14 protein-coding genes are annotated in these 14,369 nt (G+C 70.4%); 7 read left to right on the top strand and 7 right to left on the bottom strand.

Annotated elements, in window-relative coordinates; genetic code table 11:
- Window positions 1-42 precede the first annotated feature (42 nt).
- The 6 genes from IPJ17_16085 (at window position 43) to IPJ17_16060 (ending at window position 4,389) form a co-directional block, all read left to right on the top strand.
- Complete coding sequence (locus IPJ17_16085) at window positions 43-1,212, top strand: DUF819 family protein (GenBank protein QQR72993.1); 1,170 nt, start codon at window positions 43-45, stop codon at window positions 1,210-1,212.
- 58 nt (window positions 1,213-1,270) lie between these two features.
- Window positions 1,271-1,786, top strand: coding sequence for a hypothetical protein (locus IPJ17_16080; GenBank protein QQR72992.1), 516 nt, complete (start codon window positions 1,271-1,273; stop codon window positions 1,784-1,786).
- A gap of 190 nt (window positions 1,787-1,976) precedes the next feature.
- Complete coding sequence (locus IPJ17_16075) at window positions 1,977-2,927, top strand: hypothetical protein (GenBank protein QQR72991.1); 951 nt, start codon at window positions 1,977-1,979, stop codon at window positions 2,925-2,927.
- 26 nt (window positions 2,928-2,953) lie between these two features.
- Entirely contained in the window at window positions 2,954-3,544 is a 591-nt protein-coding gene (locus IPJ17_16070) for a hypothetical protein (protein ID QQR72990.1), read from the top strand.
- Window positions 3,545-3,867: 323 nt separating this feature from the next.
- A complete protein-coding gene (locus tag IPJ17_16065; protein ID QQR72989.1) occupies window positions 3,868-4,128 on the top strand; it encodes a DUF4160 domain-containing protein in 261 nt (86 codons plus the stop codon).
- A 9-nt stretch (window positions 4,129-4,137) separates the two neighbouring features.
- Entirely contained in the window at window positions 4,138-4,389 is a 252-nt protein-coding gene (locus tag IPJ17_16060; GenBank protein ID QQR72988.1) for a DUF2442 domain-containing protein, read from the top strand.
- A 437-nt stretch (window positions 4,390-4,826) separates the two neighbouring features.
- Here IPJ17_16060 and IPJ17_16055 read toward each other — a convergent pair whose 3' ends face one another.
- The 7 genes from IPJ17_16055 to IPJ17_16025 form a co-directional block, all read right to left on the bottom strand.
- Window positions 4,827-5,963 (bottom strand): DUF5009 domain-containing protein, encoded by a 1,137-nt coding sequence (locus IPJ17_16055; protein ID QQR72987.1) that lies wholly within the window; start codon window positions 5,961-5,963, stop codon window positions 4,827-4,829.
- 38 nt (window positions 5,964-6,001) lie between these two features.
- Window positions 6,002-6,412, bottom strand: coding sequence for a hypothetical protein (locus tag IPJ17_16050; protein ID QQR72986.1), 411 nt, complete (start codon window positions 6,410-6,412; stop codon window positions 6,002-6,004).
- Between the two features lie 80 nt (window positions 6,413-6,492).
- Window positions 6,493-7,050, bottom strand: coding sequence for an SRPBCC family protein (locus IPJ17_16045; protein QQR72985.1), 558 nt, complete (start codon window positions 7,048-7,050; stop codon window positions 6,493-6,495).
- A gap of 67 nt (window positions 7,051-7,117) precedes the next feature.
- Entirely contained in the window at window positions 7,118-7,516 is a 399-nt protein-coding gene (locus IPJ17_16040; protein QQR72984.1) for a hypothetical protein, read from the bottom strand.
- 224 nt (window positions 7,517-7,740) lie between these two features.
- Window positions 7,741-8,148, bottom strand: coding sequence for a hypothetical protein (locus tag IPJ17_16035; protein ID QQR72983.1), 408 nt, complete (start codon window positions 8,146-8,148; stop codon window positions 7,741-7,743).
- 124 nt (window positions 8,149-8,272) lie between these two features.
- Entirely contained in the window at window positions 8,273-9,301 is a 1,029-nt protein-coding gene (locus IPJ17_16030) for a HEAT repeat domain-containing protein (protein ID QQR72982.1), read from the bottom strand.
- A 98-nt stretch (window positions 9,302-9,399) separates the two neighbouring features.
- The gene (locus IPJ17_16025; GenBank protein ID QQR72981.1) at window positions 9,400-10,920 is read right to left on the bottom strand and encodes a serine hydrolase; all 1,521 of its coding nucleotides are present in this window, start codon (window positions 10,918-10,920) and stop codon (window positions 9,400-9,402) included.
- Window positions 10,921-11,127: 207 nt separating this feature from the next.
- Between IPJ17_16025 and IPJ17_16020 the strand changes: the two genes are divergently transcribed.
- The gene (locus IPJ17_16020; GenBank protein ID QQR72980.1) at window positions 11,128-14,304 is read left to right on the top strand and encodes a serine/threonine protein kinase; all 3,177 of its coding nucleotides are present in this window, start codon (window positions 11,128-11,130) and stop codon (window positions 14,302-14,304) included.
- The last annotated feature ends 65 nt before the right edge of the window (window positions 14,305-14,369 follow it).

The raw sequence follows: 14,369 nt of genomic DNA, 5'->3' as shown, positions 1-14,369 counted from the left end.
CCGGGTTGACCCGCTCCCACCGGCGCGGCCAAGATGGCCGGAATGCTCGCGTCGCCTGCCGCCATCCTTGCCGGTCTTGCACTGGTCGTGGCCATCGTCTTCCAACTCGAGCGACGCGCAGGGCTCGCGCCGTTCTTCTCGCGCCTGCCGCCGGTCTTCTGGGTCTATGCCCTGCCGATGCTCGCGGCGACCGTCGGGATCTTCCCCAACGCGAGCCCGCTCTACGGAGCGCTCACCCGGCACCTGCTGCCGGCGAGCCTGGCGCTGATCCTCCTCTCGTCGGACCTTCGCGCCATCGCTCGTCTCGGCACGCGGGCGCTCCTCGCCATGGGCGCCGCCTCCCTGGGCGTGGCGCTCGGATCGCTCGCCGCCTTCCTGCTGCTCGGTCGCTCCCTGGGGCCCGAGGCCTGGGCCGTCTTCGCCGCGCTCACCGGCACCTGGATCGGCGGCAGCGCCAACCTCCTTGCCGTCTCGACCTCGCTCGGCCTCTCGGCCGAAGCCCAGGGGATCGCCATCCTCGTCGACACAATCGTCGCCTACAGCTGGATGGCGATCCTCATCGCGCTCTCCGCCCGCCAGGCGGCGCTCGACCGGCGGCTGCACGCCGACCGCGCCGAGGTGGCGGCGATCGGTGCGCGGATCGCCCATCGTCTCGAGCGCGACCGCCGGCCGACGACCACCGCCGACGCGACGCTGCTCGTCGGCGTGGCGCTCGTCGTCTCGTCGCTGGCCATGGCCGCGGGGCGGGCCCTCCCGCCGGTCGGCGACGTGCTGACGCCGTTCGCCTGGGGGATCCTGTTGCTGACCACCGCCGGGCTGCTGCTCTCGCTCACCCCGCTTGCCCGCTACGACGGGGCCGGCGCCTCGAGCCTGGGCTACGCCGGCTTCTACCTGCTGCTCGCCTCGGTCGGCGCCCAGGCGGACCTGCGGAAGATCGTCACCCAGCCGCTGTGGATCGTCGCCGGCGTGATCGTCATCGCCATCCACGCGGTGGTGCTGCTCGTCGCGCTGCGCCTGTTGCGCGCCCCGTCGTTTTTCCTCGGTGCGGCGAGCCAGGCGGCGATCGGCGGCTACTCGTCGGCCCCGGTCGTGGCGGAGATCTACCAACCCGGCCTCGCTCCGGTCGGGCTGCTCCTCGCCGTGGTCGGCAACGTCGTCGGCACCTATCTCGGCCTCGCTCTGGGGCAGCTTCTCCTCAGCCTCTCCCGCTAGCTCGTAGATGCTCGGTCGACCCGGTCCGTAGACTGGGCATGCCGCGGATCTCCCCACGATGAGCCGGTCCAGGCCCAGGGCCGGCCTCACCCTGTTCGCCGCGCTGCTCACGCTCGCCGCCGGCTGCACTCGGGGCAACTTCGGGCTGCCGCAGGTGGCGCTCGCCGTCGACTCGCCCGACGGGGGCTACCGGGCCACGGTGCGGAACCACATCTCGCTCGACCCGCCGCGCCAGTCGCTCTGGCTCGAGCAGGTCGGTGGGGGGAAGATCTGGCTGCGCAACCTCGCGGAGGACCAGGACGGCTGCGATCAGGCGATCTGGACGTCCGACGGCCGCCACGTCGCGTTCGTCGTCCAGGGGCTCGAGGTGTTGCTCTACTCGGTACCGGACGGCGACCTCGTGCAGCGCACCGAGCTCGCGCCGCACACGCCGGGGAGCCCGTCGCTGCGCGCCTTCGACCTTCGCCTCAGCGAAGACGGTTCGGTGCTGACCTTCCGCCTCTGCTCGCCCCGCGGCGACACCTGCGCCGAGACCTCCCGGGTCGCCCTCGCCGCTCCGTCCGGCCTCGGCTGAGGCCTCTGTCCTGTCGCCTCGGGTCGGCCGGGGGAGGAAGCCCGGCGTTGCCGTCCTCGACCCTTTGCCACCGTGGCAGCGCTGGCCGTAGGCTGAGGCCGAGCAGGGGCGCGTCGCTCGCGCCGCGGGACGCGATGTCGACGGCGCGGGACGCTGCGAGGTGGCGTCATGATCGACTGGTCTGCGGGACATGCCTGGGTCACCGGAGGCGTTCCTGACGTGCGTCGACTGGTTCCTCACCATCGCCCAGGAGCGGGAGCGCCGGCGACACGACGCCGAGCGCGACGCGAGCTGTCCGGTCAACACCATCGAGGGCAATCCGCTCGAACGGAAGGTGGTGCTCGATCGGCAGCTCGTCGGGCCGCGTGAGCTCGCCGTGCGCCTGCGTTGCCAGGGAGGTCGCATGACTCGACGCGTCATCGCGGGGATGATCGGCGCTCTGGCCTTCGGAGCGTCGCTGGCTTCGGCGGCGGCGATCTCGCGCGAGGCTCGCGCGGCGCTCGTCCAGGTGCTGCCGGAAGGCTATCGAACGGTCGCGATCGTCCCGTGCCTGCTCGAGGGGAGTGCGCGACCTCGCTTCGTGGCGGCCCTCGTCGATACCGACGAAGCCGAGCCGGAGAAGGTCGTGCGGCTGTTGTATCTCGCCTGGACCGACCACTGGTCCGTCCTCGACTCGGTCGAGCTCGCGGGATCGGACGCGCGTTTCGCGCCGCAGTATCTGAACGGGATCTCCGTCGTCCGGGTCGGGCCGGCAGATCTGCTCTATGTCAACAGCAACTGGTCTCGGGGCGGGTCGGGCAGCCCCCACTACTTCCAGTTCTTCCGGGCGACCGCCGAGCGCCTCGAGCTCGTCCGGGCGTTCGAACACGAGCGGATGGAGAGGGGCCTGCTCTGCCTGCGAAACGACCGGATCTACGACGCCGTCGTCGCCTGTCGTCGCGGCGAGAAGAAGGGCGGGGCGTACCTCTACTTCTGTCACCTCGACACCACCGAGTACACTTTCGTGAACGGGCAGATTCTCGCGGCGCGCCACGCGAAGCTCGAGGAAAGAACGGGGAATCGCTTCCTGGATGAAACCTACCGCAACCTCTCGCTGCGTTCCCTGCTGCGCCAGGGGAGCTTCTTTCCGCTGAGCGACTAGATTCCCCACGCCGTTCGAGAGCCGCGATGCTAGACGACTCTGTGTATCTGACGCTCCTCGCCGCGGCGGAAATTCCGGTCGACCTCGAGCCGCTGGCCTCGCGCATCCGGGCTTCGTCGAACTTCTGCTTCGAGTGGCAGTGGTATCGGCGCGCGCCGCGCCGCCCGCCTTCCGGCGAGGAGGCGATGCGGCTGCTCGCGGCGGTCTGCCGCGACGGGGAGTTGCATGGATTCCTGCACCGCTCGCGCGATCCGGACGACGAGGCGAGCTTCGAGATCGAGCTCCCGCACGCGCATAGCCGCTTTCTGCCGGCGGAGGGCGAGCTCGAAAAGGTCCTGGCCCGCGCCGCGGCCGACCACCTCGGTGCCTACTCGCGCTTCCTCGAAGACGCCGCACCCGCGCAAGTGCAAGAGGTGCGGGACCTCTTTCTCGCCGCCGGGAGCTACCGGCCGTTCGAACTCAACAGGGGTGCGATTCCCGGCTGCCGAGAGTGCCAGCAGTGGGGCAGCCACCTCTTCTCGAGCTGGTTCTACGGCGTGGCGTGGGACTGGTGCTTCTGCGTCTTCTGGGAAGGCACCGACCTCGTCTGGCTGGGTTGCCTCACCGATACCGACTAGGCCTGGGGTGCCCGTGGCATCTGTGGCCCCCTGGATACTCCGCACGCGGCGGCGGTAGAGTCGACAGGCAGGCAGTAGCCATTCTCGCAAGGACCTCCGGACGTTGCCCTGGAGTCGAGGACGTTGGAGTACCGTCGGCCATCGACTCCCTACCCGTGCGGAGGAGGATCCGCTTGATTGACTGGAGCCGTTGCGCGAATCAGTAGTGACGACATCATTCCGATTGCCGGAGGGAGACTCGCGGCTCTTGTCACTGTCGAGTTGTCGTGGCGCGATCGCCGTGTTGGTGGGAAGATGACGAGCCGCGGAGTGGAGAACTTGTCGTGCCGGTGATTTCGGTCTTTTTCGGGATCGTGATTCGCATGTTCTATCTGGAGCATGGAGTTGCTCATTTCCACGCCGAGCATCAGGGGCAGCAGGCCACGTTCACCTTCGACGGCAAACTCCTAGCCGGCCGCATTGACTCTCGGACGGCGCTTCGGCTGATCGAGGAGTGGGCCGCCTCGCATGGCTCCGAGTTGGAAGCCAACTGGGACCGAATGAAGGCCGGGCGGCCGCTCGACAGGATCCCGCCGCTCGACTGAGGTGATGCGATGAAACTTCTCCCAACTGTCATTCGCGCGGAGTACCGGGGTGCTTACACCATCCAGCTGACGTTCAACGACGGGAAGTCGACCACGGTCGATTTTTCTCGGTGGCTGGAGGGTCCCGTCTTCGAGCCGCTCAAGGACCCGGAGTACTTCCAGCGCTTCTTCCTCGACGGCGGGACGGTGTCGTGGCCGAACGGTGCCGACGTTGCGCCCGAGACTCTCTACGAGCAGGCGCAGCCGAGTGCGGCAGCCTGACTTTGGCCCAGAGCGGCGGGTGCTGGCAGCTGTGCTGTCGCCGAGGCCGGGCGGGCCTCGGTTACCGACATGAGAAGAGCGTTCGCGGCAGTCTTCCTCGCGGCGCTGGCAGGTGGCGATTCGATCGCTGCTGCGCAACCCTCGGGTGCCAAACACTACCGGGCATCACGTTTTGTGATGGCACTGCCTGGTGCGTGGGAGCGGGTCGGTTCCGAGGACACGGTCGTTTTCGCAAGAGGTGGTGACACGCTGTCCATCGCGTCCATCGAGACCGAGAAGACACTGAGTTGGCGAGAAGCGAGGGACGCTGCCCAAGGGCGCATCTCGGACAGACGGGAGGCGCATGCCATCCAGTCGCACGGCCGGGCGGAGGTCACGCCGACTTTCGGGGAAGGGCTCACGACGAGAAGGAGCGAGGCCGGCGCTGCCGCGCGCCTTCAGACCTTGAGGTAGATCCGCCTCCGGTCCATCCAGATCAGCACGAGCAGCCAGATCGACACGTGGGTGAGGGCCCAGGCGAGGGAGGCGACGTAGTCGGGAAGGTGGGCGGCGTAGAGGTTGGCGTAGAGCCACTTCTGCAGGGAGGTCGTGCCGCCGGCGCCGTCGCTCCACTTGATCGTCAGCAGGATCTTCGCCAGCACGCCGCTGCCGACGTAGGCGGCGATGGCGTTCGTGCCGAAGATGGCGAACGGGCGAGACCAGGCGGTGATGCCACGGAGGTCGAGAATCCAGAAGGTCGCGGCGAGACAGAGCAGCGCCGCGCCGGTGGTGAAGATCACGTAGGTCGGCGTCCAGAGGTTCTTGTTGATCGGGAAGAGCGGGTCGAGCGCGAGACCGGCGGCGGTGAGCGGCGCGCCCCAGGCGAGAAGGCGAACGAGCTTGGCGCGCGCCTCGGCCGCCGAGCGCATCAGGTCGCCGACGAAGAGGCCGGCGAGCGCCGAGGCGATCGCCGGCAGCGTCGAGAGGATCCCCTCCGGGTCACCGGGTCCGGGCGAGTAGCGCCAGACGTGCGGGCCGAGGATCAGGTGGTCGAGCCAGAAGGCGAGGTTGCCCTCGGGCGAGAGGTCGCCGGCGCCGAAGCCGGGGACCGGGACGAGCTTCATCGCCGCCCAGTAGCCGGCGAGGAGCGCCACGGCGAGCACGGCGCGACCGCGGGCGCGCAGATGCAGGTAGGCAAGCGCCGTGACCAGGTAGACGACGGCGATCCGCTGCAGCACGCCAGGAATGCGGAAGCGCTCCCAGGCCACCGTGTAGTAGGGGAACCAGATGAGCGCCAGGCCGAGCAGGAAGAGGAGCGCGGCGCGCTTGACGATCTTGCGGTGGAGCGCGGCGAGATCGGCGCCCGAGCTCTCGAGCCGGCCGCCGAGCGCGAACGGGATCGCCGCGCCGACGATGAAGAGGAAGAACGGGAAGACGAGGTCGGTCGGCGTCCAGCCGTGCCACTTGGCGTGGAGGAGCGGGGCGTACGATTTGCCCCAGTCGCCGGCGTTGTTGACCAGGATCATCAGCGCGATCGTCGCGCCGCGGAAGACGTCGAGCGAACGAAGCCGGGGAGGCGCGGCAGAGGAGGGCATGACGCGGCCAGCCTAGCGCAGCGGCCGCCCAAGGGGGCTCAGGCGCTGCGGGTCTCGCGCTCGGCCGATCGCCGTTGCTCGTTCTCGAGCCAGGCGATCGCCTCGTGGCGATCGACGAAGAGATCGATCCGCAGCCCGCGGTTGACGCCGAGCGTCTCCCAGAAGCTGACCATCTCCGCCGGACCCGGCAGGACGGGGAGGAGAACCGCCTCGACGAGCGTGAGATGCGGTTTCTGCTCGGCGACCTCCTCGCCGACGGCGTAGAGGTCGAACACCGAGTGCCCGCCGGAGAGTCCCCGGCAGTCGGCGAGGAAGTAGCGAGTTCCCTGCTCCTCGGCGACTCGAAGCGTGGCCCGCACCGCCGCCAGGAGGTCGTTTTTCGACAGTTCCCCGGCGTAGATCGTCTCGACGATGGGGATTTCTCCGACGCGTCGCGTCGACCAGGGCATCGGACCTCCAGGTCGGGACTTCGCGTCCCTCTCCGTTCCAGAAATTAGAATATACAAGTTCGTTGCGAATTGGGTAGCAGTCAACTGCCCTCGTCGGCGGGGCGAGCGGTGCCAGTGTTCGTGGGAGGTGGATGCATCCCGCGGCGCGCCCTGCGCCGCCCACCGGTGACCCACCGGAGCACCCGGACCCCGATCGACCAGGGATGCTCGTGCCGGGGGAGCCCCAGCGCGGTCTCGGCCTCGGCGAACGCGTCTTCGATCAACGCGTCGTGGAGTGGGCGGAAGACCAGAGGCCAGGTGAGGCGCGCCGCGCCGCTCGTCCGCATCGCCAGGGTGTGACGCAGGAGGGAGCGGTCGTGGCCCAGCGAAACCACGTCGAACCGATGCTGACCGTCGAAGCCCGGAGGTGCGCTGAAACGGAAGCAGACGCACTCGCCGCGCGTGTACTCCTCGACGACGTAGCGGATCGGTCCATGGCCGCCGACCGCCCCGACGCCGAGCGGCCGGTCGAGGCGCATCGGCGGCCAGGTGCGCCGCGGCCAGAGGGCGTCCGCAGGGGAGGCGAGCGAGTCGAGCAGTGTGCCCGCCCGACTCGCGCTCACCGGCAGCTCGCGTTGGTGGACGTTGAGGACCTTCATCGAAACCCTGTGGCGGTTGCCTGCAGCCGGATTGCCGCAGCCCGGGCGGCTGCTCGAGCGCCTGGCCTCATTCGCCTTGGACTTCGCGCCGGGCCTGGTCGCCGAGCCAGGCGAGCGCTTCGCCGCGGTCGGTGAAGACCCGCAGCCCGTGACCGCGGTTGAGCCCGAGCGTCTCCCAGAACTGGACATTCTCGGCCGCCGCCGGCAGCGCCGGGAGGAGGAGCGCCTCGACCAGTCGCTCTCGACTCTCGCCGCGGTCGATCGATTCGCCGATCTCGTAGAGGTCGAAAACCGAATGGCCGCCGCTGAGCGCTCGGCAGTCGGCGAGGAAGTAGCGCGTCTGGTGCTCCATGGCGAGGCGGAGGCTGGACTGGACCGCCTCGAGCAACTCCGCCTTGAGGACGATTCCGACGAAGGTCGTCTCGACGATCGGTACGTCGGTCACGAGTCTCGTCGACCAGGGCATCGGTCCCTCCCTCCCGAGTCACCCAAGCATATGACTCTGGCCGCTGCAATCGCGGCTCTGGCGATGAGTGAGCAGCACCCGTCGGGTGCGTCGACCGCGTCCGCGACGCGCGGATCGACTCGCGAAGGTCGGGAGCGATCGGGCGGACGGGCGTCACGACGGCGCCCGCCGGGACGGAGAATTCTCGACGACGAAGGCAGAGGGCGCGGCGGGCACCCACTTGTTCAGCGCGCGGCGCGCACGTAGCCGGTCCACTCGAGCGTGCGCAGGATCTGCGCCGGCGTCGCGCCGAGATTCTCGGCCACCACCGGATCGGCAAAGGTCAGGTGCAGCCCTTCGGCCATCAGGGCCAGCACGTCGCCGAGCTCGGCCGGGAGATGGTCCCAGTCGATCTCGCCCCAGCCCTCCCGCTCGGCGAAGAAGCGCCCGGCCACCTCACAGTTGGTCGGCGTGTACCCCGCCTCCGACTCGAGGTAGGTCAGCAACCGCTGCAGCTCCGCGGCCACCTCCATCGGATGCACGAACGGCCGCTCGAGCGCAGAAAAGGCCGAGAGCAGGCAGGCCGTGAGCTCGGGGGTGGCGGCCACGCCCGCAGTCGAGAGCGGGAGAGAAGGACGAGGCGTGTCGTTCACGAGAGGAGTCGTCTCCGGGGAAGTGAAAAGGACGCCAGCGAACGTCTCGGCTCATGGGCGCCGGGGAGATGATGCCACGTCCGCGCCGAGCGCTCCGCTGCCCATCCTCCCGCCGCCAGACGTCTCAAGGCTCCGCGGTGAGCATCCCGCGGCAGAGCTTCTGGACGTCGCCTGACTGCCGTGCCACGCAGCGCTCGAGTGCTTCCTGATTCTGGCGACGCAGCTTCGGCGTGGCGCCCAGGGCATGAACCGCAGCGAACTGCACGTCCGAGCGCGGATCGGTCTCGAGCGCCCAGACGAGCGCCTCGGCGGCCAAAGGAGGGAGAGTGTCGAGGTCCCGTGCCATCCGACCGAATGCGGATGCCGCCTGATAGCGGACGATCCAATGCGGGTCGCCGCGCAACAGCCGGATCATCGCGTCGGCGAGCGCAGGATGGTCGCGCATCGGCAGTTCCAGGATCTGGACTGCCGTCATGCGCACCGCGTATTCCGGGTCGTCGAGAAGTGGCTCCAGATCGTTGACCCGCTCCGCGGCGTGGTCGCGGTAGACGATGAGGAAGAGCTCGACGGCCGCGTAGCGCTCGGTGACATCCTTGCTCTTCGTCATGGCCAGCACTCGTGGCAGCAACCGGCCCTCGCGATCGATGGCTCCAAGCGCCACGATCGCCGGACCCACGACGTCCGGCTCCTCGCTGAGCAGGAGCTCGAAAAGGCGCTCGATCGCCGCGTTCGCCGCTGGCCCGACGGAAACGATCCCCTCCATGGCCCGACGTTGAACGGGGGTCGATGGGTCGGAGAGAGCCGCGATGAGGCGTGGCGCCGCCGCTGCCGGCATGAGATTCGTGGCTTGCGAGATCCGCAGGTGGAGCGGCCGGTCCCTCTCGCCGGCGGCGGCGAACCAGGCATCGAGCGCTTCACGGCTCGCATCGCCGCCCTTCAGGAGCGCGTAGAGCTCCTCGATCGCCTCGGCCCGGGTCGCTCGATCCTCCGATCGGATGCGCTCGGCGAGCGGACGAGGCGCAGGAGCGCCGCTCGCGGCGGTGTCCGCGGCTGCCAGTCGGCTCGAAGACCCCAAGAGCGGCGCTCCCCACGCTTCGGTTACTGCGCACGCTGCCCACGCTGCGCAGACGGCTGAAGCGAGGCGACCGGACAATCGCCGAGCGGCGGGAGCCGCGGAGCTGCGACGGATCCTCTCGTGTCTCACCTGGCCTCGGCGCTGGATCGCGACGTGCGACGATTCGCCCCTACTGCTCATCGAGGTGCGCCGACCGGTCTAGTCGAAACGGGCAGGTAGTAATCCGCCCGCCGGTACATCCGCGTGACCTTGCCGTCGGCCCCGATCTCGAAGCGGACGGTCTCGCCGTCCGGGGTGCGGAAGGTGCCGTCGGGGGCCGGGGTGAGGCGGGTGAGGGACTCGTCGGCGTCGTCGGCGGGCGGGTAGCCGTGCTCGTAGAGGCAGAGGGCACCGTCGGCAACGAGCACGTCGATCTGCCAGTCCCACGGGTCGGTGTAGCGGCCCACGTAGCGCTGCCACGTGGGATCAGGGGAGAGAGTCGCCGCGGACTTCGGTGGTGTGGCGGTGCCGGCGGTGATCGCCCCGCCGATGAGGTCGAGAGCCTGACGGGCGAAGAGCCCGGGGCTGGCGTCGTCGGCGTTGGTCAGGGCGATGGCGGCGAGCTTGCGCTCGGGATCGAGGAGGAAGTCGGTGCGATGGCCGCCGATCCACCCGCCGTGGGAGACGTAGGTTCGCCCGTCCCGTCGGGAAATGGCGAAGCCGAGACCGCGACCGCCGGTCCAGCTCGGGTAGACGAAATGCGGCCGCTGCATCTCGAAGACGGTGGCGGGCGCAAGGACCGAGGCGAGCGACGGCATTCCGCTCGCGCTGCCCGGGCTCGCGACGACGCCCGCCGGATCGGCGGTGAGGTGAAGCGCGGCGAACCGGGCGAGGTCCTCGAGCGTCGAGATCACCGCGGCGGCCGGGGCCAACGCGCCGGTCTCGTAGTAGTCGAGCGTGCCGCGGCTGCCGTCGGGCTGTCTGCGGCGGTGCTGGCGGGGGAGCGCGGCGAGCGTCGCGGCGGTCGGTGCGCCGGTGGTGGCGCGCATGCCGAGGGGCTGGGCGATGTGGCGGGCGACGTAGCCGGCCCAGCTCTCGCCGGAGACCGCGGCGACGATCTCGCCGAGCAGCGCGAGACCGAGGTTCGAGTAGCGGTAGGTCTTGCCGGGCGGGGAGATCACCGTGACCTGCGAGATCGTCGCCCGCAACTCCTCGCGGCTGGGGAACTGGTGCGTCGTCCAGGCCGGGAAGGGACCTTCGCGCGAGAGCCCCGAGGTGTGGGTCAGCAGGTGCTCGACGGTGATCGGCGGCGCCCCGGGGAAGGGGTTCGGCACCTGGAACCAGGGGAGCAACTTGACCACCGGATCGTCGAGGCGGAGCTTCCCGGCGTCCCGGAGCTGGAGGATCGCGGTCGCCGTGAAGAGCTTGGACACCGAGCCGATGCGGAACGGTGTCGTCGGGGTCAGCGGCACCCCGCCGGCGAGATCGGTGGTCCCGTATCCCTTCGCCCAGAGGAGCTCGCTCCCCGAGACGACGCCGACGACCACCCCGGGGATCTGGTGATAGGCGAGCTGCTCGCCGACCCAGAGGTCGTAGAGCGCTGCGGCGTCGGCGACCTTCGGGTCGAGTGCCGCGCCGCAGGCCGCGCGTGCGGCGAGCGAGCAGGCGGCAGCGATCAGCAGGGCGGTCGCGACGGCGACGGGGCGGCTCGGGCGCATGGGGATTCCTCCGGTGCCTCGTCCGCGGCGAGCGCTCCGCGGGCACCGGTCAGCGTATCGCAGCGGCGGGACGGCCGACCTCGTCCGATCGGCCGGGTCGGGGTATCCTCGCGCGCGTCGATTCGCGCCTGGCAGGTGACGTCAGTGCGTGACGAGGGAGCGCCGCCCGCCGCGACGGAGCACCCTCGGCGCCGGGGGAGGAAGACCGTGTCCGAGAACGATCTCGTCATTGCCAGGGCCGCGCGGGCGATCGCCGACCCGGCCTCGCGCCGCGCCTACCTCGATCGCGCCTGCGGTGGCGAGACGGCGCTGCGCGCACGGGTCGAGGCCCAGCTCGGCGAGCCGGAATCCGGGACCGGGCCGGTATCGGCAGGAAGCGACGCCCCGGCGACGCTCGAGCCGTCGACGCTCGGCGGTGCGCTGCGCGCCGACGACGGTCCGCTCGAAGGGCCGGGCACGCGGCTCGGACCGTACACGCTGCTCCAGCGGATCGGCGAAGGCGGTTTCGGCACCGTCTTCCTCGCCGCGCAGGAGAAGCCGGTCGTTCGCCAGGTGGCGCTCAAGATCCTCAAGCCGGGGATGGACACCCGCCGCGTCGTGGCGCGCTTCGAGCTCGAGCGGCAGTCGCTGGCGCGGATGGATCACCCGCACATCGCGCGGGTCCTCGACGCCGGCGCGACCGAGAGCGGGCGCCCCTACTTCGTGATGGACCTGGTGGACGGCGAGCCGATCACCGACTATTGCGACCGCCACGAGCTGCCGATCGCCGAGCGGCTCGAGCTCTTCGCCCAGGTCTGCCACGCCGTCCAGCACGCCCACACCAAGGGGGTCATCCACCGCGACATCAAGCCGTCGAACGTCCTCGTCTCGACGCACGACGGCCGGCCGCACGCCAAGGTCATCGACTTCGGCATCGCCAAGGCGACCGCGGGCGATGCGCCCGACGCCACGCTGCTGACCGAGCACCTGACGATGATCGGTACGCCGGAGTACATGAGCCCGGAACAGGCCGAGGGCTCGCTCGACATCGACACGCGCACCGACGTCTACTCGCTCGGCGTCCTGCTCTACGAGCTGGTGACCGGGACGACGCCGTTTTCCGGTCGCGAGCTGCGCGCGGCGGGCGTCGCCGAGATCTACCGCATCCTCTGCCAGGTCGATCCGCCGAGCCCGTCGTCGCGGCTCGGGCAGTCCCGCGAGACCCTGGTCACGGTAGCGGCGAAGCGGCGGACGGTCCCGAAGCGGCTCTCGGCGCTGCTGCGTGGCGAGCTCGACTGGATGGTCATGCGGGCGCTCGAGAAGGACCGCCAGCGACGCTACGCGACGGCGAACGACTTCGCCGCCGACATCCAGCGCTACCTCGCCGGCGAGCCGGTGGTGGCGGCGCCCCCGAGCGCGGTCTACCGCCTGGGCAAGCTGGTGCGCCGCCATCGCGGCGTCGTCGTCGCCGGTTCGGCGGTGGGGGTGGCGCTCCTCGTCGGGGCGATCGCCTTCGCCTGGCAGGCGCGCGTGGCGAGCGGACAGCGCGACCGCGCGGTGACGGCGGAGGCGGAGGCGCGCCGGCGGGCCGACGAGCTGCAGAAGGTCTCCGAGTTCCAGGCGGCGATGCTGAGGCAGGTCGATCCCACCGCGGCCGGACAGCTCCTCTCGCAGGAGGTGACGTCGAGCTTCTCCCGAGCGCTCGAACGGTCCGGTCTGCCGGCACGCGCGCGGGCCGCCGAGATCGACGAGCTCGCCCGGCGCTGGCAGCGCGTCAACGCCACCGACGTCGCCCGCGACCTGATCGACCGGACGATCCTGCGGCCGGCGGTCGCCGCCATCGACGCGCAGTTCGCCGACCAGCCAGTGGTCGACGCACGCCTGCGACAGTCGCTCGCCGTGCTCTACAAGAACCTGGCGCTCTACGAGGCGGCACAGCCGCTCCAGGAGCGGGCCCTCGCCATCCGCCGTCGGCTGCTCGGCGACGAGCACGCCGAGACGCTCGAATCGCAAGGCGCGATGGGCGACCTCCTGCGGGCGCAGGGCAAGCTGGCCGAGGCGGAACCGTTCGTCCGCTCGGCGCTCGCGGGATACCGGCGGCTGTTCGGCGAAGACCACCTGCTGACCCTCGCGGCGCTCAACAACATGGGGTACCTATTGCACCTCCAAGGCAAGTCGGGGGAGGCCGAGCCCCTCTTGCGCGAGGCGCTCGAGCGTCAGCGGCGCGTGCTCGGTCCGGATCATCGCGATACCCTCACTTCGCTCACCACCCTGGGCTCCGCTCTGCAGTCCGAAGGCCGGCTCAGCGAGGCGGAAGCGGTCTTCGGCGAGGCGCTCGCCGGGCGACGGCGGGCGCTCGGCGAGGAGCACCCCGACACGCTGGCGGCGATCAGCAACCTGGCGAACCTGCTGATGGCCGTCGGACGGTTCGCCGAGGCCGAGACCCTGCTGACCGACTCGGTTGCCAGGAGCCGTCGAGTGCTCGGCGAGGATCAGCCGGACACGATCTCGGCGATCGCCAACCTGAGCTTCTCCCTGCAGCACCAGGGCAAGCTCGCCGTCGCCGAGCCGTACCTGCGCGAGGCGCTCGAGAAGTGGACGCGGGTGCTCGGTCCGGACCATCCGGACACCATCACCGGGATGAACAACCTCGGCATCCTGCTGCAGGACGAGAACAAGCTCGACGCGGCCGAGCCGTACCTGCGCGAGGCGGCCGAACGGCGCCGGCGCGTGCTCGGCGAGGACCATCCCGACACGCTCGGCGCGATCGGCAACGTCGGCCGTCTGCTGCAGGCTGCCGGCCGGTTCGACGAAGCGGAGACGTTCCTGCGCGAGGCGCTCGAGAAGAAGCGGCGCCTGCGCGGCGAGGAGCATCCGGACACGCTCACCTCGATCAACAACTACGGCGCCCTGCTGCAGGCCGAAGGCCGGCCGCGCGAGGCCGAGAAGTACTTCCGCGAGGCGATGGAGAAGTGCCGGCGTGTGCTCGGCGAGGATCACCCCAACACCCTGATCACCACGATCAACACCGGTTCGGTGCTCGAGGAGCAGGGCGACGACGCCGGCGCCGTCAAGCTGCTCTCCAGCGTCGAAGCGCGGGCGCGCCAGGCCTTCACCGGCGCCTACGCGCGCTGGCTCGCCAAGCTGCTCAAGCACCTGGGCCGGGCCCGCGCCGGTCTCGGCGAGGTCGCGGCGGCCGAGGCGAACCTGCTCGAGGCCCGCAGCACCAGCGCGGCCGCCCGCGGCGAAGAGCACAAGGACACGCACGAGTGCACGCAGGCGCTGGTCGACTTCTACAGGGCACGGAACGCGGCAGAGCCCGGGAAGGGCTACGACGCCAAGGCGGCGTCGTGGGCCGCCCGCCTCGCCCCCGGCCAGGGCTCGTCCCCGGCTTCGCGGCGCTGACCTCGAACGAGCGAGCGCGCGGGCCGACGGCCACGCGCGCCCGCCGGATCGCCGCCGGCGTGACC

The sequence above is a fragment of the Holophagales bacterium genome (genome assembly GCA_016699405.1).
In the GTDB taxonomy this organism is placed as follows: domain Bacteria; phylum Acidobacteriota; class Thermoanaerobaculia; order Multivoradales; family JAGPDF01; genus JAAYLR01.
Note: the sequence above shows the minus strand (reverse complement) of the source record. Positions and strands in the feature narration are given on the sequence as shown.